Origin of the sequence: Amycolatopsis sp. NPDC023774 (assembly GCF_040639695.1) — a bacterium.
Lineage (GTDB): Bacteria > Actinomycetota > Actinomycetes > Mycobacteriales > Pseudonocardiaceae > Amycolatopsis.
In genome coordinates, this window is record NZ_JBFAAJ010000043.1 from 15,589 (window position 1) to 35,244 (window position 19,656).

Annotated in this window: 18 protein-coding genes and 2 tRNA genes; 8 read left to right on the forward strand and 12 right to left on the reverse strand. The window is 68.5% G+C overall.

Annotation, left to right across the window (positions count from 1 at the left end):
• Positions 1–19: 19 nt before the first annotated feature.
• From AB0F91_RS42620 to AB0F91_RS42630, 3 genes are all read right to left on the reverse strand, one after another.
• A tRNA-Ala gene (locus tag AB0F91_RS42620) sits at positions 20–92 on the reverse strand.
• A gap of 34 nt (positions 93–126) precedes the next feature.
• Complete coding sequence (locus tag AB0F91_RS42625) at positions 127–300, reverse strand: DLW-39 family protein (RefSeq protein ID WP_360607457.1); 174 nt, start codon at positions 298–300, stop codon at positions 127–129.
• Between the two features lie 613 nt (positions 301–913).
• On the reverse strand, positions 914–1,312 hold the full coding sequence (locus AB0F91_RS42630; RefSeq protein WP_360607459.1) for a GNAT family N-acetyltransferase: 399 nt from the start codon (positions 1,310–1,312) through the stop codon (positions 914–916).
• Positions 1,313–1,437: 125 nt separating this feature from the next.
• On the opposite strand from AB0F91_RS42630, the gene AB0F91_RS42635 reads away from it, so the two are divergent.
• The 3 genes from AB0F91_RS42635 to AB0F91_RS42645 all read left to right on the forward strand — a co-directional run bounded on the left by AB0F91_RS42635 (position 1,438) and on the right by AB0F91_RS42645 (position 3,891).
• Positions 1,438–1,629 carry a hypothetical protein gene (locus AB0F91_RS42635; protein ID WP_360607461.1) on the forward strand — a complete coding sequence of 64 codons (192 nt, stop codon included), beginning with the start codon at positions 1,438–1,440 and terminating at the stop codon, positions 1,627–1,629.
• Between the two features lie 41 nt (positions 1,630–1,670).
• A complete protein-coding gene (locus AB0F91_RS42640) occupies positions 1,671–2,324 on the forward strand; it encodes a hypothetical protein (protein WP_360607463.1) in 654 nt (217 codons plus the stop codon).
• A gap of 661 nt (positions 2,325–2,985) precedes the next feature.
• Positions 2,986–3,891, forward strand: coding sequence for a site-specific integrase (locus tag AB0F91_RS42645; protein ID WP_360607465.1), 906 nt, complete (start codon positions 2,986–2,988; stop codon positions 3,889–3,891).
• On the opposite strand, the gene AB0F91_RS42650 is transcribed toward AB0F91_RS42645, so the two are convergent.
• The 9 genes from AB0F91_RS42650 to dnaA form a co-directional block, all read right to left on the reverse strand.
• A tRNA-Ile gene (locus tag AB0F91_RS42650) sits at positions 3,873–3,946 on the reverse strand. The genes AB0F91_RS42645 and AB0F91_RS42650 overlap by 19 nt on opposite strands.
• Before the next feature lie 50 nt (positions 3,947–3,996).
• Positions 3,997–4,662, reverse strand: coding sequence for a DUF3566 domain-containing protein (locus AB0F91_RS42655; RefSeq protein ID WP_360607467.1), 666 nt, complete (start codon positions 4,660–4,662; stop codon positions 3,997–3,999).
• A 35-nt stretch (positions 4,663–4,697) separates the two neighbouring features.
• Positions 4,698–7,310, reverse strand: a complete 2,613-nt coding sequence (gyrA, locus tag AB0F91_RS42660) for a DNA gyrase subunit A (protein ID WP_360607469.1) — start codon at positions 7,308–7,310, stop codon at positions 4,698–4,700.
• Between the two features lie 47 nt (positions 7,311–7,357).
• Positions 7,358–9,325 carry a DNA topoisomerase (ATP-hydrolyzing) subunit B gene (gene gyrB, locus AB0F91_RS42665; protein ID WP_360607471.1) on the reverse strand — a complete coding sequence of 656 codons (1,968 nt, stop codon included), beginning with the start codon at positions 9,323–9,325 and terminating at the stop codon, positions 7,358–7,360.
• Positions 9,326–9,522: 197 nt separating this feature from the next.
• Positions 9,523–10,056: a DciA family protein gene (locus tag AB0F91_RS42670; RefSeq protein WP_360607473.1), complete on the reverse strand. Its 534-nt coding sequence runs from the start codon at positions 10,054–10,056 to the stop codon at positions 9,523–9,525.
• A 208-nt stretch (positions 10,057–10,264) separates the two neighbouring features.
• Entirely contained in the window at positions 10,265–11,419 is a 1,155-nt protein-coding gene (gene recF / locus AB0F91_RS42675; RefSeq protein ID WP_360607475.1) for a DNA replication/repair protein RecF, read from the reverse strand.
• A gap of 12 nt (positions 11,420–11,431) precedes the next feature.
• Positions 11,432–12,322 carry a phosphogluconate dehydrogenase (NAD(+)-dependent, decarboxylating) gene (gene gnd / locus AB0F91_RS42680; RefSeq protein ID WP_360607477.1) on the reverse strand — a complete coding sequence of 297 codons (891 nt, stop codon included), beginning with the start codon at positions 12,320–12,322 and terminating at the stop codon, positions 11,432–11,434.
• A 47-nt stretch (positions 12,323–12,369) separates the two neighbouring features.
• Positions 12,370–13,503, reverse strand: a complete 1,134-nt coding sequence (dnaN, locus tag AB0F91_RS42685) for a DNA polymerase III subunit beta (protein WP_285971339.1) — start codon at positions 13,501–13,503, stop codon at positions 12,370–12,372.
• Positions 13,504–14,562: 1,059 nt separating this feature from the next.
• On the reverse strand, positions 14,563–16,266 hold the full coding sequence (gene dnaA / locus AB0F91_RS42690) for a chromosomal replication initiator protein DnaA (protein ID WP_360607479.1): 1,704 nt from the start codon (positions 16,264–16,266) through the stop codon (positions 14,563–14,565).
• A 597-nt stretch (positions 16,267–16,863) separates the two neighbouring features.
• Between dnaA and rpmH the strand changes: the two genes are divergently transcribed.
• Genes rpmH through AB0F91_RS42715 form a run of 5 tightly spaced genes read left to right on the forward strand, consistent with a single transcriptional unit; the run spans position 16,864 to position 19,609 of the window.
• Positions 16,864–17,007 carry a 50S ribosomal protein L34 gene (rpmH, locus tag AB0F91_RS42695; protein ID WP_285971341.1) on the forward strand — a complete coding sequence of 48 codons (144 nt, stop codon included), beginning with the start codon at positions 16,864–16,866 and terminating at the stop codon, positions 17,005–17,007.
• Between the two features lie 21 nt (positions 17,008–17,028).
• The gene (gene rnpA / locus AB0F91_RS42700) at positions 17,029–17,460 is read left to right on the forward strand and encodes a ribonuclease P protein component (protein ID WP_360607482.1); all 432 of its coding nucleotides are present in this window, start codon (positions 17,029–17,031) and stop codon (positions 17,458–17,460) included.
• 5 nt (positions 17,461–17,465) lie between these two features.
• On the forward strand, positions 17,466–17,798 hold the full coding sequence (gene yidD, locus AB0F91_RS42705; protein ID WP_220245402.1) for a membrane protein insertion efficiency factor YidD: 333 nt from the start codon (positions 17,466–17,468) through the stop codon (positions 17,796–17,798).
• 4 nt (positions 17,799–17,802) lie between these two features.
• A complete protein-coding gene (gene yidC / locus AB0F91_RS42710; RefSeq protein ID WP_360607484.1) occupies positions 17,803–19,005 on the forward strand; it encodes a membrane protein insertase YidC in 1,203 nt (400 codons plus the stop codon).
• Between the two features lie 28 nt (positions 19,006–19,033).
• A complete protein-coding gene (locus AB0F91_RS42715; RefSeq protein WP_360607502.1) occupies positions 19,034–19,609 on the forward strand; it encodes a R3H domain-containing nucleic acid-binding protein in 576 nt (191 codons plus the stop codon).
• Positions 19,610–19,656: the final 47 nt, after the last annotated feature.

Consider the following 19,656-nt stretch of genomic DNA (forward strand, 5'->3'; position numbering starts at 1 on the left):
AAACCGCTGGTCAAACCTGTGGAGCTGAGGGGAATCGAACCCCTGACCCCCGCCTTGCAAAGGCGGTGCTCTACCAATTGAGCTACAGCCCCGGACGCGAGTGCCCGTGGGCACCCGCGCGGTGAGTCAGTTGCGGGAAGCGTCCGCGGCCTTGGCCGGGGTGCTGCCGTTCGCGGAGACCGGGCCCGCGGGGGCGGTCGCCTGGCGCCAGAGGTCAGCCTCGGCCTTGGCAGCCTTGTTGCGCTTGACGACGAACAGGACGCCGCCCGCGACGACTGCGAGTGCCAACAGCTTCTTCATCTGAAGACCCCTTTTCCAGCTTGCTTCCGTACGCCACGATGCTACTGCACGCGCTGAGCGCCGGATCCGGCGGTTCCGGGGCCTGGTTCCACGTGGAACCATCGGCGACTCGCGTCACCGGCCCGGCGGAATACCTCCGGCGGGTGCGCCGTTGAACAAGCTGGTCGGTGCGCCCAACGTGTCCCCCGGGCTCACACCTTTGCCTTCGCGGAATACCGTTCGGCTGGAGCCGCGTCGTGCCTTTCGCCGAGAGGCGACCGTGCGCGTGCCGACCGCAGACATGTCAGCCCTGCCGGTCTTCTCTTCCCGGCAGGGCTGACTTACGTCTGGCGAGCCTCGCGCGCACGCGGGCTAGCCCGACCCCAACCAGGCCCGGCTGCCCGGTCGCGACGCCATGGGCCACCGCGAATCACGGCCCAGCCAGTGCCCACGCTTGCCGGAGCAGCTCCGCGGTCACGCCGTGCGCCTCGGCCACCCCGCCGCGAACGCCGGCGACGCCCATGCCAGGTCCCACGCGCGGTCGTCCACGCACAGGCCGGACCAGGCGATCACGCCGCCCAGCTGTTGTTGCAGGGTGAGCCGGCGCAGCTGAGGCCACGTTTCGCGAGACCGGTTACACCCACTCGCCCATCGCTTCGAGCATGTGCGAGCAGTAAAACGGCTCGTCGACCTGCACGTTTTCCGGCAGGTCTTGCTTAGCACGAAACGCTTTCAGCTCGACGACATCGACGTCGAACGGCACGGTCGACCAGGTGTAGCCCGGGCCACGCGCAAGCGCGGCATCGAGCAGCAGAGACCCGATGCCGCGACGGCGATGCCGTTCGGCCACGGCGACCGCCCGCCGCGGGGTCACCTGCACCGGGAACCCTGCGCGCATGTCCGCCGCCGCACCCAGCACGTCACGCGGCTTGTGCTCGACCTCGAACCACGTGCCCGGATACGTCGAACGCTGCGGCGAACGGGTGATCTTCCGAAGCGTCTCGAACGCTTGTTCACGGCTCGAGCCCGGCATGACCTGGGCCAGCGGGTTTTGTGACGGCTCTCGTGACGAGCTGTCAGCCTTTCGTGAGTAACGAACCGAGGGGGGCGGCCGAGAAGCCGTGAGCAAGTTTCGTCCACGACGAAGGGGGAGAAGACATGCACTCGGTGAAACTGGCCGGTAGAGCCGCGGCGGTGCTGGCGTTCGCCGCCGCGACCGTGACCGCGGTCGCGGTTCCGGCGAGCGCGCAGACCGTCGACAAGGCGACGTTCGCGTTCAGCGGCGACTCTGGCGACTGGATCAGCGGAGGCCAGTCCTATGCGTACGACACCGCTGCGAACGACCGCTGACCGTCAACGCGAGCGAAGCGGACGACTACGTCGGCATCTCCGTGTCCGGTGCCAATGGCGACAACTGGAGCGCCGATTTCGCCGCGCCGCGCGGCACTGCGCTCGCGCCCGGCACCTACGCCGGCGCGCTGCGCTATCCGTTCCAGCCGCTGCAGGCACCCGGGTTCTCGCTGACCGGCAACGGCCGCGGCTGCAAGGAGAGCACCAGTACCTTCACCGTCGAGAACGCTGTGTTTGGACCGAGTGGCTACGTGCAGGAGTTCGACGCGACCTTCGAACAGCATTGCGAGAACGGCGCCACCGCCGCGCGGGGTGAAGTGCACATCACCAACCCGCCGGCGCCCGCGGAGCTGGGAATCGGTGTGAAAGTGGCGACCTCGGGCACCGCGAGCACGCTCGACGGCAAGGCCGGCCTGACCGGCACCCTCGAGTGCACCGAGCCGGCGACGGTCACGCTGTCGGGTACAGCCACGCAGGTCAAGCACAATGTGATCATCCGCGGTTCGTACAGCACGCAGGTCGCGTGCACTCCCGGCGCGGCGGTGCCGTGGCAGGTGGCGGTGGATCCGGTCGGCACCACACCGTTCCAGAAAGGCCAGGCCGAGATCGTCACCCGGGCGACGGCTCTCGACCCGAACTACAACACCAATGTGTCCGTCAGCGACACCACCGTGGTGACACTGACGAAGGCGTGAGTCGGTGGGCCCACGCTCGGCGAGGCGTGGGCCCACCGCAATCGCGCCGGGGAGTCAGGCCGCCGTCCAGTCGCGCTCGGCGAGGCTCGGATGCAGGGGTGCGTCGACGAGCCGGTTCGCGAACGTCGACAGCGTGTAGGTCCGATCCCGAGCATGACTTCCAACGCCTGCTGCGGCGTGTACCCCGCGGCCAGGAACGCGTCCAGGTCGACCGCCGGCACCCCGCCGGCCGTGGCGAGGGCCGTGAGCGCGAAGCGCCGCACCGCTTCGAGACGCGGGACCGGCAACGGTGACTCCGAACGCAGCGCCGCCACGAGTTCGGCGGAGCCGCCGAGGCTCAGCAGCCGGGCCGTGTGGAGCGCGACGCAGAAGTGGCAGCGGTTGCGCGCCGCCACGGTGAGGATGAAGGGTTTCGCGCTCGAGCGGGTCCAGCGCCGTCGATTCGAACACCGCGTCGAGCCGCAGGAAGCCCCGGCTTCACGCTGCGTGCTGCTGTTCGCGGGGAAGCGCTCGACAAGCTGGTTGAGCGGAAGAATGACAACACGGCCATTGCCGGTACCGGGCCCACGGTCGAGCAGTCCGTTCGGGACTGGCTGCGTCACGGTTTGAAGGGCCGTGACCGAGCAACCGTGGACAAGCTGACCACCTTGGCCGAGACGACGTGGACTCCTGGCTTGAAGAGAAGGCCGAAGTCCTGGCGAATCGCACTCTGGCAGACCTTCGCTCGATCCTGCGTCGTGCGATCAACCGCACGGCGAAACGCACCAAGGGCAACGCGATCCGCAACGTGGTGCTGCTGTGCGATGAGCTTCTGACCGGCCGCGAGGGGCGCAAGTCGAAGTCGCTGACGTTGACGCAAGCGGAAGCGGTGCTCAACGCCGCCGAAGCCGAGCGCTCAACCTACGGCGAATACACCGTCGTGTCGCTGCTCACGGGTGCCCGGACGGAGGAGGCACGTCCTCTGGCGTGGCACGAGGTGGACTTGGCGGGAAGGCCGCACGCGATCCCACCAGAACCTCCGCACGTCAACGTCTGGCGGTCGGTGCGGGCCACCGGCGATACCAAGACCCGGAAATCCCGCCGCTCGCTCGCGCTGCCTGGCCGCGCGGTCGGGGCGCTGGAACGCCAGCAGCGACGCCAAGATCTTCAGCGGCGGATCGCCGGCGACCGGTGGCACGAGCAGGGGATCGTGTTCGCTTCGGACGTGGGCACGCTGCTCGACGCGGCGAACGTTCGGCGAGGCTTCCGCCGGATCTTGAAGAAGGCGGGCCTGACCCCGGAGGACTGGACACCGCGCGAGCTGCGGCACAGCTTCGTGTCGCTGCTCTCGAACAGCGGGGTCAGGTTCGAGGACATCTCGCGTCTGGTCGGCCACTCCGACACCAAGGTGACGGAGCTGGTTTACCGCCACCAGCTCCGGCCGGTGATCCAGCACGGCGCAAAAGCGATGGACACCATTTTCCCGACGAGAGCGCTTAGTCACTCAGTTAGTCACTCGGTCACGCAAAAGGCCGGTTCGCATTCTCGCGAACCGGCCTTTGACCTGGGTGGGCCCACCAGGACTTGAACCTGGGACCTCTTCGTTATCAGCGAAGCGCTCTAACCGCCTGAGCTATGGGCCCGTCGAACGAGGAGAACTTTACAGGACCCCCGGAGGGGCCCTGCAACCGGGTTACTCCCTTTCCGACAGAGTGACTTCGAGGCCGCCCGCCAGGTCGGCGGACACGTTGTAGATGAAGGCGCTCACCGTCGCCAGCGCGGAGACCAGCACGATGTTGATCGCGCCCAGGATGGCGGCGATGCCGAACACGCGGCCGGCGCTGATGAGGGGCTCGGTGGACGCGTTGGCGCCCTCACCGCCGACCAGGGACGAGTAGGTGCCGTTCAGCTTGTCCCAGACGCCCATGCCGTCGAGGACCGTGTAGAGCACGCCGACGGCGACCAGCCACACGAAGAACATCGCGACGCCCAGGACGAGCGAGAGCTTCAGCACCGACCACGGGTCAAAGCGCTTGATCTGCAGCGACGCGCGGCGCGGGCCGCGACCCGGGCGACGCAGGGCGCTCGGGGTGGGGCGGGTGCGGCCGGCCGGGGGCACGTCGGCAGCCGCCGGCGGCGCGCCCTCGGCTCCGAAGAGCCGGGGCGCGGCCGTACCGCTCACCGCGGGGTAGTCGCTCTCGCTCACGCGCGGTCCGTCCTGCTCATGATCCGAGTAGACCACATCGTCGGTGGCGATCCCCGTCGAGACCGTGGCCTCGGAGTCGCCGCCGCCGTCCTTGGCGGTGCGCTGCCAGGGTGGGCTCGACGACGTGCCGTCTGCCTTCTCGGATGGTGTCACGAATAGTCAGTCCTTACCCGTGCGTGGGGCGCCGCTCACTGCTCCGGCGCCGTGCCGTCTTCTTCCGTGCTCTCCTCGGGCGCGGCGGTCACCTCGCCGTCGACGGCGGGGGTCTCCACAGCCTCGTCCGCAGAAGCTTCCGAAGCGTCCGCGGTCTCCGTGGAGTTCTCGCCACCATTGGCGACGTCCGACCCCTCGTCCGCGTTGCGTGCGACCGCGAGAAGAGTCGTACCTTCCGCCAGATTCATCAGCCGCACGCCCTTGGTCTGGCGACCGGCCTTGCGCACGTCGCGCGCCGGCGTGCGGATGACCCCACCGCTCGAGGTGATGGCGAACAGCTCGTCGTCCCCGTCGACGATGAGTGCACCCACCAGCCTCCCACGTTTCGTGTCGTGCTGGATGGTCAGCACACCCTTGCCGCCGCGGCCCTGCACTGGGTAGTCCTCGATCGGCGTGCGCTTGGCGTACGCGCCGTCGGTCGCGACCAGGAGGAACTTGTCGGGCTTGACCACGCTGATACCGAGCAGCTCGTCGCCGTCGTTGAACCGCATGCCGAGCACACCGGACGTCGCGCGGCCCATCGGGCGCAGTGCCTCGTCGGTGGCGTGGAAGCGGATCGACTGGCCGCCGGCCGACACGAGCAGCAGGTCGTCCTCCGCCGCCGCCAGCACAGCGCCCACCAGCTCGTCGCCTTCCCGCAGGTTGACGGCGATGAGGCCGCCGGCGCGGTTGGAGTCGAAGTCGGTGAGCTTGGTCTTCTTCACGAGTCCCTTCTGCGTGGCCAGCACCAGGTACGGCGCCACCTCGTAGTTCGGGATCTCGATGACCTGGGCGATCTGCTCGTCGGGCTGGAACGCCATCAGGTTGGCCACGTGCTGGCCGCGCGCGTTGCGGTTGGCCTCGGGCAGGTCGTACGCCTTGGTGCGGTAGACGCGGCCCTTGTTCGTGAAGAACAGGATCCAGTCGTGCGTGGAGCACACGAAGAAGTGCTGCACGATGTCGTCCTGCTTCAGCGTGGCGCCCTGCACGCCCTTGCCGCCGCGCTTCTGCGAGCGGTACAGGTCGGTCTTCGTGCGCTTCGCGTAACCGGTGCGCGTGATGGTGACCACCACGTCCTCGACCGCGATCAGGTCCTCGACCGACACCTCGCCGTCGAACGGGATGATCTTCGTGCGCCGGTCGTCGCCGTACTTGTCGACGATCTCCATGAGCTCGTCGCGGATGATCGAACGCTGGCGCTCCGGCTTCTCGAGGATGTCCTTGAGGTCCGCGATCTCCAGTTCGATCTCGGCCAACGTGTCGATGATGCGCTGACGCTCGAGAGCGGCCAGCCGGCGCAGCTGCATGTCGAGGATCGCCGTGGCCTGGATCTCATCGATGTCGAGCAGCTCCATCAGGCCCGGACGCGCCTCGTCGGCCGAGGGCGAGCGCCGGATCAGGGCGATGACCTCGTCGAGCATGTCCAGCGCCTTGACCAGGCCGCGCAAGATGTGCGCGCGCTCCTCGGCCTTCTGCAGGCGGAACTTGGTCCGCCGGACGATGACCTCGACCTGGTGCTTCACGTAGTGCCGGATCATCTGGTCGAGACGCAACGTGCGCGGCACGTCGTCGACGATCGCCAGCATGTTCACGCCGAAGTTCTGCTGCAGCTGGGTGTGCTTGAACAGGTTGTTCAGCACCACCTTCGCCACGGCGTCGCGCTTGAGCGTGATCACGATCCGCATGCCGGAGCGGCTGTTGGACTCGTCGGCGATGTCGGCGATACCCGTGAGCTTGCCGTCGCGCACGAGGTGCGCGATGTTCTCGACGAGGTTGTCCGGGTTCACCTGGTACGGCAGCTCGGACACGACGAGCGTGGTGCGCCCCTTCGCATCCTCCTCCACCTCGACGACCGCACGCATGCGCACGGACCCTCGACCCGTGCGGTACGCGTCCTCGATCCCGGAGGTGCCGAGGATCATCGCCTTGGTCGGGAAGTCCGGGCCCTTGATGCGCGTGAGCAGCGCCGCCAGCAGCTCGTCGTCGGACGCCTCGTAGTTCTCCAGCGCCCACACGACGCCGTCGGCGACCTCGCGCAGGTTGTGCGGCGGGATGTTGGTCGCCATGCCGACCGCGATGCCGGAACTGCCGTTGACCAGCAGGTTCGGGAACCGCGCCGGCAACACGTTGGGCTCTTGCGTGCGGCCGTCGTAGTTGTCGCGGAAGTCGACGGTGTCCTCTTCGATGTCCGCCAGCATCTGCATCGCCAGCGGCGCGAGGCGCGACTCCGTGTACCGCATGGCGGCGGCGGGGTCGTTGCCCGGCGAGCCGAAGTTGCCCTGCCCGTCGATGAGCGGGTAGCGCATCGACCACGGCTGGGCCAGGCGCACGAGCGCGTCGTAGATCGCCGAGTCACCGTGCGGGTGGTAGTTGCCCATGACGTCGCCGACGACGCGGGAGCACTTGTTGTACCCGCGGTCCGGCCGGAAACCGGAGTCGAACATCGAGTAGAGCACCCGGCGGTGCACCGGCTTGAGACCGTCGCGCACGTCCGGCAGCGCCCGCGCCACGATCACGCTCATGGCGTAGTCGATGTAGGAACGCTGCATCTCCTGCTGGATGTCGACCGGCTCGATGCGGTCGTGTTCCGGCGGCAAGGTTTCCGTCATGGGTTCCTTCTCGGGGAAAGGTCTGGGCAGTCAGGGGAAGCGGACGGCTACACGTCCAGGAACCGCACGTCCTTGGCGTTGCGCGTGATGAACGAGCGCCGGGCCTCCACGTCCTCGCCCATGAGGACGGAGAACAGGTCGTCGGCCTGCGCGGCGTCGTCGAGGGTGACCTGGCCGAGCAGCCGGTTGGCCGGGTCCATCGTGGTCTCCCACAGCTCTTCGGCGTTCATCTCGCCGAGCCCCTTGTAGCGCTGGATCGCGTCGTCCTTCGGCAGCCGGCGGCCGGCCTCGACACCCGCCTGGATCACGGCGTCGCGCTCCTTGTCGGAGTACGCGTATTCCGGGTCCTGCCGCGGCCACTTGATCTTGTACAGCGGCGGCCGCGAGAGGAAGACGTGGCCGTGCTCGATCAGCGGGCTCATGAAGCGGAACAGCAGCGTGAGCAGCAGCGTGGTGATGTGCTGGCCGTCGACGTCGGCGTCGGCCATCAGCACGATCTTGTGGTAGCGCAGCTTCGAGATGTCGAAGTCGTCGTGGATACCGGTGCCCAGCGCCGTGATCAGCGACTGGACCTCGGTGTTCTTGAGGACGCGGTCGATGCGCGCCTTCTCCACATTGATGATCTTGCCCCGGATGGGCAAGATCGCCTGGTACATCGAGTCGCGGCCTTCCTTGGCCGAGCCGCCGGCCGAGTCGCCCTCCACGATGTAGAGCTCGCACTCGCCCGGGTCGTTGGAGCGGCAGTCCTTGAGCTTGCCCGGCAGGCCGCCGATCTCCAGCGCGCCCTTGCGGCGCACCAGGTCCCGCGCCTTGCGGGCGGCCATCCGCGCCTGCGCCGAGGAGATCGACTTGTTGATGATCGTCTTCGCCTCGGTGGGGTTGCGCTCGAACCAGTCGGCCAGCCACTCGTTCGACTGCTGCTGCACGAACGTCTTGGCTTCGCTGTTGCCCAGCTTCGTCTTCGTCTGACCCTCGAACTGCGGCTCGGAGAGCTTGATCGAGACGATGGCGGCGAGACCCTCGCGCACGTCGTCACCCGTGAGGTTCGCGTCCTTCTCCTTGAGCAGCTTCTTGTCGCGCGCGTACGCGTTGACCACGCGCGTGAGCGCCGCGCGGAAGCCCTCTTCGTGGGTGCCGCCCTCGTGGGTGTTGATCGTGTTGGCGAACGTGTACACCGACGGCGTGAACCCGTTGTTCCACTGCATCGCGACCTCGACCTCGAGGCCGGGGCCCTTCGCGTCGAACGAGATCACGCTCTCGTGGATCGGGTCCTTGCTGCCGTTGATGTGCTTGACGAAGTCCTCGAGCCCGCCGGGGTAGCAGTAGACCTTCTCCTTGACGCGCGCCTGCTTGCCCTCCGCGTCTTCCTCGGTCTCCTCGTCGGCCACGCGCTCGTCGCGCAGCGACAGGGTGAGGCCCTTGTTGAGGAACGCCATCTCCTGCAGACGACGCGAGATCGTCTCGAAGTTGTAGGTCGTGGTCTCGAAGATGTTCGGGTCGGCCCAGAAGGTGATCGTGGTGCCGGTGCCGTCGGCCGGGCCGAGGTCCTCCAGCGGGCCGGGGATCTGGTTGGTGTACTCCTGGCGCCAGCTGCGGCCACCGACCTTGATCTCCGCGAGGAGCTTCGTCGACAGCGCGTTCACCACCGAGACGCCGACGCCGTGCAGGCCACCGGACACGGCGTAGGAGTCGCTGTCGAACTTGCCGCCCGCGTGCAGGATGGTGAGCACGACCTCGAGGGTCGGCTTCTGCTCCTTGGGGTGCATGTCCACCGGGATGCCGCGGCCGTCGTCGACGACCCGTACCCCACCGTCGGCGAGGAGAGTAACCTCGACCTTGGTCGCGTAGCCGGCCATCGCCTCGTCCACGGAGTTGTCCACGACCTCCTGGACCAGGTGGTGCAGACCGCGCTCACCGGTGGAACCGATGTACATGCCGGGGCGCTTGCGGACCGCTTCGAGGCCTTCGAGCACGGTGATGGACGACGCGTTGTACTCGCTCTTGTTCTCGGTCACCGGCGTTGTTTCTCCTCGTCTCGCCCGAGCGGACACTCGCTACTCCTCCAGTGTACTTGCCCGCGCGCGCTGACATGCGGCAAGGACACCCCTCACTGCGTCACAGAGCCGCGAAATCGCTCGAAGGCGAGTCATCTCGTAGCTCGCGGGTTGTCAAGCTGTTCTCGGGGAACTCACCCGCCGACGCGCAACCGGAGTCAGCCGTACGTGTCACGCGGCCCGCGGCCCGGCACGACCCGCGGTCCTTTCCGCCAGCTCGGCGCCGTCGGCCCCTGGATCCGCATGCGCTTCACGACGCCGTTTCCGACTCCCGCGGCGATCTTCGCGAGCAGCTTCCCCTGCAGCAACCGCAGCTGCGTGGCCCACGCCGTGGAGCTCGCGCGGACGGTGAGCTCGCCGTCCTTGAGCGCTACCGGCTGGGCGTGTTCGGCGACGTCCTCACCCACCAGCCGCGCCCACTGCCCGAACACGCGCGCGTTGGTCATCGTGTCCTGCCAGCCGCTGTCGGAGACCAGCCGCGAGACGAGCCGGCCGAGCGGCTGCGGGTCGCGCGCGTCGGCTCCGGGCCCCGACCAACGACGACGGCGCGGGTTCTGGCCCCCGCCGCCCGTGATCCGGCCGCGGCGCAGATTCGGCGGAGCACCGCGTTCCTTCGCCTTGGCCTTGGCGGCCTCGAGCGCCGCGTGCGCCAAGTCCCGCCCAGAGGGCTTCCCATTCGGCCCAGTGGACACGTCACTCTCGGTACCGGATTCGGCGCTCCCACGTGGGTGACGCCCCACTCGGGGGGCGTCACGGCCCTCATCAGGCCGTTTCGTCACGCGCGGCGATAACCCGTTCACGGGCTTATCCACACTGTCCACAGGTTTGTCCCCAGATCGGTGGGTAACTTCTGTGACCGCGGTCACCCGCCGTGGCCGCCTTGATCTTGGGGCCGGGGACTCAGGCACGGTTGACCTCGCCATCCGCCACCACGAATCGGCTTCCAGCCAGCTCCGACGGCACGTCCTCGTCCACCGCCGCCGTGATGAGCACCTGTTCGGCACCCGCGGCGACCTCCGCGAGCCGCGCCCGCCGTTTGCGGTCGAGCTCGGCGAACACATCATCCAGCAGCAGGACCGGTTCGCCCGCTTCGCCACGCAGGAGCTCGTAACTGCCGAGCCGCAGGGCCAGCGCGAACGACCACGACTCGCCATGGCTCGCGTATCCCTTCGCCGGTGCCTCGCCGAGGACCAGCTCCAGCTCGTCGCGGTGCGGGCCGACGAGGCTGATGCCGCGCTCCAGCTCGTTGCGCCGGACGTCGGCCAGCGCCTTGAGCAGCAGCTCACGCAGCACATCCGCGTTCGCCCGCTCGCCGCCGGCCACGCCGTAGCCCGGGGGCAGTGCTTCGCCGAGCGACGACTTGTACGCGATCGACGCCGGCCGCGAGTCCGGCGCGACACCCATGTAGGCCTCCGCCGCGTACGGCCCGAGGTCGGCAATGAGGTTCAGCCGCGCCGCCAACAGCTGGGCGCCGGCCACCGACAGGTGATCGTCCCAGACCTCGAGCGTCGAGAGCGCGTACGGGTCTTCCTTGCCGGTGCGGCGTTTGCCCGCGGTCTTGAGCAGGGCGTTGCGCTGCTTGAGCACCTTCTCGTAGTCCGCGCGCACACCCGCGTACCGGGGTGCACGCAGTACGAGCAGCTCGTCCATGAACCGGCGGCGCTCACTCGGGTCACCGCGCACGAGCGCCAGGTCCTCCGGGGAGAACAGCACCGTACGCAGGATCCCGAGCACGTCGCGCGGCTTGCCGACCGCGCCCCGGTTCACGCGGGCGCGGTTGGCGCGTCCGGCCGTGATCTCGAGCTCGACGGTGAGCTCGCGGTCGTCGTTGACCACAGCGACCCGCACGAGTGCGCGCTCGCACCCGTGCCGGATCAGCGGGGCGTCCGTCGCGACCCGGTGGGAACCCAGGGTCGCGACGTAGCCGATCGCCTCGAGCAGGTTCGTCTTCCCCCGGCCGTTCTGACCGACGAGCACGACCGGCCCTGGTTCGAGGGCTAGGTCGGCTTGCGGCCAGGACCGGAAGTCGGTGACCTGGAGATGTCGCAGATACACGAGCGGGGGAGGCTAGCTCCCGGCCTTCTTCACAGCGTGGCCACCGAACTGGTTGCGCAGCGCGGCGACGGCGCGCATCGCCGCGGAGTCCTTCTGCCGCGAGGAGAACCGGGCGAACAGCGCGGCCGAGAGCACCGGCGCCGGCACCGCGTTGTTCACGGCTTCCTCCAGCGTCCAGCGCCCCTCGCCCGAGTCTTCGACGTAACCCTCGAGGTCGTCGAGATCCGGGTCCTCCTCCAGCGCGCGCACCAGCAGGTCGAGCAGCCAGGACCGCACGACGGTGCCGCGCTGCCAGCCCTTGATCACGGCGGGCACGTCCTTGACCACGTGCGCGGCCTCGAGCAGCTCGAAGCCCTCGGCGTAGGCCTGCATGATGCCGTACTCGATGCCGTTGTGGATCATCTTCGCGTAGTGGCCAGCACCGACCTCGCCGGCGTGCGAGAAGCCTTCTTCGCGCGGGCCTTCCGGACGCAGGGCGTCGAAGATCGGCATCGCGCGGGCGACGTCGGAGCCGGCGCCGCCGACCATGAGGCCGTAGCCGTTGTCCTTGCCCCACACGCCACCGGAGACACCGCAGTCGAGGTAGCCGACGCCCTTGGCCGCCAGCAGGTCCGCGTTCAGCTTGTCGTCGGTGAACTTCGAGTTGCCACCGTCGATCACGAGGTCGCCCTCGGACAGCGACTGGCTGAGCTCCACCACGGTCTGGCGCGTCGGGTCGCCGGCGGGGACCATGATCCAGACGATCCGCGGCGCGTCCAGTTTGGACACCAGGTCGGCGAGCGACTCGGAATCGGTGACGGCCGGGTTGCGGTCGTAGCCGACGACCTCGTGCCCGGCGGCACGCAGCCGCTCGCGCATGTTGAAGCCCATCTTGCCCAGGCCCACGAGACCGAGCTGAACCATGAGATCCCCTTAGTTAGTAACGAAAATCCTCGGTTGTGACAGACCGGTCAGCCCGGGAGGCGGACCGGCATCAGCAGGTAGAGATAACCGGGGACGACGTTGCCCTCGGCGTCGGCGGGCTTGATGAGTGCCGGCCGGTTGGGGGTGGTGAAGGTGAGCTCCGCGCGGTCGCTGTGCAGCGCGCCGAGCCCGTCGACGAGGTAGCCGGGGTTGAAGGCGATGGTGACCGGTTCGCCTTCGTAGTCGACCTGCAGCTCTTCTTCGGCGCTGCCCTCGTCGTCGCCACCGGCGGAGAGCCGCAGCGATCCGTCGGCGAACTCCAGCCGCACCTGCGTGCCGCGTTCGGCGACCAGCGAGACGCGCTTGATCGACTCGGCGAGCGCCGACACCTCGATCACGGCGCGCGACGTGTGGGTCGCCGGTAGCAGCTGCCGGTACGGCGGGAACTCCGCGTCGAGGAGGCGGGTGGTGGTGTAGCGGCCGTTGCCGGAAAGGCCGAGCAGGCCTTCGCCGCTGGCGAGCGCGAGGCGCACGGTGCTGCCGGCGCCGCCGAGCGTCTTCGCGGCTTCGGCGAGCGTGCGCGCGGGCACGAGCACCGCGGCGTCGGGCAGGCCCTCGGCCGGCTTCCACGTGAACTCGCGCATGGCGAGGCGGAAGCGGTCAGTGGCCACGAGCGTGAGGGTCTCGCCCGAGATCTCCAGGCGCATGCCGGTGAGCATCGGGAGCGTGTCGTCCTTGCCGGCGGCGGTGACGACCTGGGTCACGGCCTGGCCGAACGTGTCGCCGGTGAGCTCGCCCGCGAAGGCGGGCTGGGACGGCAGCTGCGGGTAGTCCTCGACGGGCATGGTCGGCAGGGAGAAGCGCGCGCTGCCGCACGTGATGGTGGCGCGGGCGCCGTCGACGGAGATCTCCACCGGCTGCGCGGGCAGCGCCTTGGTGATGTCGGCGAGGAGGCGGCCGGAGACCAGGAGGCGGCCACCGTCGGCGATCGTCGCGGGGACGCCCACCGTGGCGGAGACCTCATAGTCGAACCCGGACACCGTGAGCGCGTCGGACTCCCCGTCCGCACCCGCGTCGAGCAGCACACCGCCCAGCACCGGCACCGGAGGCCGGGACGGGAGGCTCCTGGCCACCCAGGCGACGGCGTCGGCAAGCCCGTCGCGCTCGACGCGGATCTTCATGCGCGCATCCTTTCGACAGCCGAGCCCCTCGGCTCGTGAAGGGTCGGCGGCTGGCGGTTCACGAGTACTGCGCCGAGTACGCCGCGACCGAGTCCCCACCGGGCCGGCCCGTTTCGGCGTGCCGGGATCGGCGCACAGGAACGGACCAGGTGCAGGCATCCACGTTAGGCCGTCGCCAGGGGTCCCGTCACCTCGGCCTCCCCTTGGCTTTGTCGACAAGGAGACAGGCTCGACGGCTTGTCCCCAGCTTCGTCCATCGCCTGTTTTTGTTTTGTTCTTTCTTTCAAAAGATCTAAGAGCAGTAGCAGTAATAGGGGCTGTGGGTTGTGTGGACAGAGCTCGTTCGCGCAGGTCGTCGGGAGCGTCGGCGTGTGGAGAGTCCTGGTGGTGGATCGGTGGATGGTTCGGGCGACCCGTGGATGGTTTCGTCCCGGCCGCGATCCATCCACATCTCGGGCCGGTTGTCCCCAAGGTTGTCCCCAGGCGTGGGGGCAGTTGTCCCCAGGTTCTGTGGGTGCCGAAACGGGCCCGAATCGCCCTGGAGAGTGACGGGCTCCCGATGTGGATCACGTGTGGGCAACCTGTGGAATCCCCGTGGACAGCCCTGTGGAAAGTCTGTGGATTCGGTGTGGGCGGGATGTGGACTGTTTCGGCGTCGGTGCAGCTGGAGGATCCGCTGGAGTTGTGCACAAACTGCGCACAGGGTGGGGAAAACTGCTTGTGTATCAATGGTTTGGGGATGGCTGCGTACGCGTGCGTACGTGGGCGACGGCACACGCCGCTTGTTTCGCTGCTTCGCCTGTGTACGGTGCTTCGTCCACGTTGGACCCGCTGCGTTGTGGAAGGTGTTGTGTGGTAAGGGAATCAGGCTCGCGGTGGGTGATGCGGTGAGCGCGCGGGGGTGCGGTGTGGATGGGCTCGGTGGACGGATGGCGGGCCTCGGTGCCGACGGGGGCCTCAGTGCTGACGGTGGGCCTCGCTGAATGCCGTCGTGAGCGCGTCCCCAGATAAAAAGGAGGGCGCCGCCCGTAGGCGACGCCCTCCTTCACAAACTCCGAGCTACTGCCGAGCCCGCTGCTTGATCCGCGAAGTGAGCTCCTGCACCTGGTCGTAGATACGCCGGCGCTCGGCCATCTCCTTGCGGATCTTCTTGTCCGCGTGCATCACGGTCGTGTGGTCGCGGCCACCGAACGTCTGCCCGATCTTCGGCAGCGACATGTCCGTGAGCTCGCGGCACAGGTACATCGCGATCTGGCGCGCCGTGGCGAGCGCCTTCGTCTTGCCGGGCCCGCAGAGGTCGTCGAGCGTGACGTCGAAGAATTCCGAGGTGACGCCCATGATCGTCGGCGCGGTGATCTCCGGCGCGTGTGAGTCGGGGATCAGGTCGCGCAGCACGATCTCGGCGAGACCGACGTCCACGGCCTGCTGGTTGAGTGACGCGAACGCGGTGACGCGGATCAGCGCACCCTCGAGCTCGCGGATGTTCGCCTCCACGCGCGAGGCGATGAACTCCAGCACCTCACCCGGCACCGCCAGCCGGTCCTGCGCGGCCTTCTTGCGCAGGATGGCGATGCGGGTTTCGAGCTCGGGCGGCTGGATGTCGGTGATCAGGCCCCACTCGAAGCGCGTCCGCAGCCGGTCCTCCAGCGTCTCGAGGCGCTTGGGCGGGCGGTCGGAGCTGACGACGATCTGCTTGTTCGCGTTGTGGAGGGTGTTGAAGGTGTGGAAGAACTCTTCCTGCGTACCTTCTTTGCCTTCCAGGAACTGGATGTCGTCGACGAGCAGGATGTCGATGTCGCGGTAGCGCCGCTGGAAGGCGACCTTGCGGTCGTCTCGCAGCGAGTTGATGAAGTCGTTGGTGAACTCTTCGGTCGAGACGTAGCGCACGCGCATGCCGGGGAACAGCCGTTGCGCGTAGTGGCCCACGGCGTGCAGCAGGTGCGTCTTGCCGAGCCCGGACTCACCCCAGATGAACAGCGGGTTGTACGCGCGGGCCGGCGCCTCGGCCACGGCCACGGCGGCCGCGTGGGCGAACCGGTTGGACGCGCCGATCACGAACGTGTCGAAGGTGTACTTCTCGTTGAGCTTCGTCTTCGACGTCTGCGGCTGCGCGGGCGCGGTGTAGGGCTGCCCGGCGATCGGCTGACCGGAGAACGTCGGCCAGATCTCGTGGACGGCGGCGAGCGCTTCGCCTTCCTCGTCCACTTCTTCGTTCGGGTCGTCGGACTCCTCGAGCGGGGCCGGCTGCGGCATCGGGCGCTGGCGCGGCGGCTCGGGCCGAGCGGCGCGCGCGGCGGCCAGGGAGGCACCGTCGATCGGCGGACGCTGCTGCGCGGCGGAACCGTTCGCAAGCCGGCCGGTGTCGGGCCGGCCGTCCTCCACGTGCGCTGGATCGAGGTGACCGGGTTCCAGGTGACCGTTGTCGGCGCGGCCGTTGGCGGGGTGCCCGTTTTCCGCCCGAGGGGGTGAGGGCACGTAGCGCGGCGCGGGCGTGATGGTCTCGGCGCTGTCGACCTTCACGGCGAGCGACACGGCGCGGCCGAGCCTGCGGGAGAGGGCGTCGGTGATCGCGCCTCGAAGCGCGCGTTCGATCGCTTCCTTCGCGAAGTCACTGGGGGCAGCCAGCAGGGCGGTGCCGTCGAGCAGGCCGATGGGCCTCGTCACCCGCATCCAGGCCCGTTGCTGCGGCGAGAGGGTGCCGTCGGACAGCTCCCGCACCACCTGCTCCCAGATGACGCCCAGATTGTGCTGGTGCTCGGACACCTGTCTGGCTCCCCTCCCCTCGTCGGCGTGAACGGCGGAATCCTCCCAAGCACGCCCGTGAAACACTCCCCTGGACGTCATCTTGGACCGACCTGCGCGCGGGCACAGCGAATATCCACATAGTTGTCCACAGCTGTGCACTAATGTACGGCTGCCCGCAGCCACGCCACCTGCGGGCTCGACGTTCGCCGTGGGCGCCTCCACACCCCGGTGGCGATACCGCCGTGCGCCTCGCGACCGGAGACCCGGACGTGGCACGCTAACAAGCCTCGCCCGCTGCCACAAGGCATCGTCGCGCGCAAGCTTTTCACGGTGTACGGCGTGTTGCCATTCGGTGCCCCGGCGTGGGGCCGGCGAGATCACGGACCGGTCGCCGAGCGTGGCGGAGGGGGTGCCTACACGGCTCCCGACCGGGGTGCGTACCCTCGTAAGGTCTCCCGTAAGCGACGGGTGCGTTTCGCGTGCCCACGTATGTCGTCGCTCGTCGTGACGAGGCCACACGTTGGTAGGAGACACCAGAGACTGCCGTGCGACCGCACGACATGCCGGTAGACGGCCGAAAATCCGTCGCCCGACGGCCGAGACACAGGAGTAGCAGTGAGCAAGGGTAAGCGCACCTTCCAGCCGAACAACCGCCGACGCGCGCGGACCCACGGTTTCCGCCTCCGCATGCGGACCCGTGCCGGCCGGGCCATCTTGGGGGCTCGTCGTCGCAAGGGCCGCGCCGCGCTGTCCGCCTGATCCGGCTCGTCGAGGCGCGCCGTGCTGCCCGCAGCCGCACGCCTACGGCGGAGTGAAGACTTCCGGGTCGTTCTCCGCCGGGGCTCCCGGGCAGGCAGGCGCCGCCTCGTCGTCCACGCGTTGACCACGGACCCGTCCGCGGCCGCACCTGATGCGGCCAGGGCGGGTTTTGTGGTGAGCAAGGCCGTCGGCAACTCGGTGGTGCGCCACCGAGTGACCAGGCAACTGCGGCATCTCGTTTCGGCCCGGCTCGGAACACTGCCCCCGGGCAGCTCGTTGGTCGTACGGGCATTACCTCCGGCGGCGTCCGCTTCGAGCGCGGAGCTCGGCGCCGATCTCGACGCGGCGTTGCGCCGGCTCGGACTCACCTCGTCCCGCCGCACCGCCGGGGAAAGTGCTCCCCGGCAGCCGCGTCAGCAGGACGCGGCCCCCGACCACGGATCAGCGGTGTAACGGCAATGCAAGCCACTCCCGAGCACACCCACGGCGGCACCGACGTCACCGGGGAGACGGCCCCGCGCCGCCCCGGGCCGGTGGCGTGGGTGCTGCTCCTCCCCATCAAGTTCTATCGCAAGGCGATCTCGCCCTTCCTACCGCCGGCCTGCCGCTTCTACCCGAGCTGCAGCGCGTACGCAGTCGAAGCCCTGACCCGGCACGGTGCCGGCCGCGGCTCCTACCTCGCGCTGCGCCGGCTGGGGCGGTGCGGCCCGTGGACACCGCCGGGCCGCGATCCGGTACCCGAGAAGTTCTCGTGGCGCCACCACCTGCCTGAAACACCGATCGAGGAGTAGCTCAGTGCTCGATTTCATCTACTACCCCGTGTCCTTCATCTTGTGGTGTTGGCACAAGGTATTCGGGTTCGCGTTCGGGGAAGCGTCGGCGATTTCCTGGATCCTCGCGATCATCTTCCTGACGTTCACGGTCCGCGGCATCATGTTCAAGCCGTTCGTGAACCAGGTCCGGTCGATGAAGAAGATGCAAGACTTCGCGCCGGAGATGAAGAAGCTCCAGAAGAAGTATGCGAACGACAAGCAGCGCCAGGCGCAGGAGATGCAGAAGCTCCAGCGCGAGCACGGTGTCAACCCGCTGGGCAGCTGCCTGCCGATGATCCTCCAGATCCCGGTGTTCATCGGTCTGAACCACGTGCTGCGCGCCTTCACGATCCAGCCCGCCGGCGGCGGTGTGAAGACCGAGAACTACTTCTTCAACCAGCACGACGTGCAGTCCTACGTCAGCGCGAAGCTCTTCGGTGTCAACCTCGGCGAGGCGGTCTACAACGGCGTCGGCGTGGTCAGCGGCAGTGTCGCGGCTCCCGGGTTCCACTGGAACGTGCTCCCGGTCGCGCTGCCGCTGATGATCATCGCGTCCATCGCCACGCACCTCACCGCGCGGCACTCGGTGGCCCGGCAGAATGCCGCGTCAGCCACCCCGCAGACCGCGATCATGAACAAGCTCACGATGTACATCTTCCCGCTCGGCGTGCTCGTGTTCGGTGCCCTGTTCCCGCTCGGCCTGCTCTTCTACTGGCTGGCGAACAACGGCTGGACGCTGATGCAGCAGCGGCTCGTGTACACGCGCATCGACAAGGAAGAGGCCGCGCGCAAGGCGGAGGCCGCGGAGAAGCGAGCGTCGCTCGGGCCCAAGCCCGGGCAGAAGCCGACGGCTCCGAAGGTCGGGCAGAAGCCTGTGCAGCAGAAGAAGAACAACTCGTCCGGCAACGGTCAGCAGCAGGGCAAGGTGACCAAGGCGGGTTCGGCGCACGGTTTCGCGCAGACGAAGCACCCGTCTTCCTCGGGTGGCGTGGAGAGCGAGAAGACCACTTCGGCCCAGGCTGCCTCGCAGGACAAGTCGTCCGAGCCGTCCGAGCCGGACACCAAGGCGACCCCGTCGAAGCCGGCGCAGCAGCCGGCCCAGAACGGATCGAACAAGGAGAACGGAACCGGGGTTTCCGGGCTCCTCAAGGACTCGACCAGGAAGTCGGGCCGGAAGCGTCGCTGACGCGTCCGGTTCGGAGAGGAGACGAATGATGTCGGAGACGGTCGACACGATCGACGCCGATCAGGACGACGAGACCACGGCCTCGGCCGCACCCGCCGCGGGTGCTCCCGCCGACGCCGCCGACGAGAAGCAGGGCGGCGACGACCTGCTCGTGCAGGAAGGCGACATCGCCGGCGACTACCTCGAGCGCCTGCTCGACCTGCTCGACTACGACGGCGACATCGACCTCGACGTCGAAGCCGGCCGCGCCATCATCAGCATCGACGGTGGCGAGGACCTCGAAAAGCTCGTCGGCCCCCGCGGCACCGTGCTCGAGGCCCTGCAGGAGCTCACCCGCCTCGCCGTCCAGCAGGAGACGGGCTCCCGCAGCCGCCTCATGCTCGACATCGCCGGCTGGCGCGCCGACCGCCGCGAAGAGCTCCGCGAACTCGGCCGCTCCACCGCCGAGTCCGTCCTGTCCAGCGGCGAGCGCGTGCGCTTGCAGCCCATGAGCCCCTTCGAACGCAAGGTGGTGCACGACGCGGTGGCCACCGTGGACGGCGTCACAAGCGAAAGCGAGGGCGAAGACCCGAAGCGCCGCGTGGTGATCTTCCCAGAGGGCTGAGCCTCCCCGGCCCGCGTTGCCGCTCCTGTCGCGGCTTTGATGTGGGT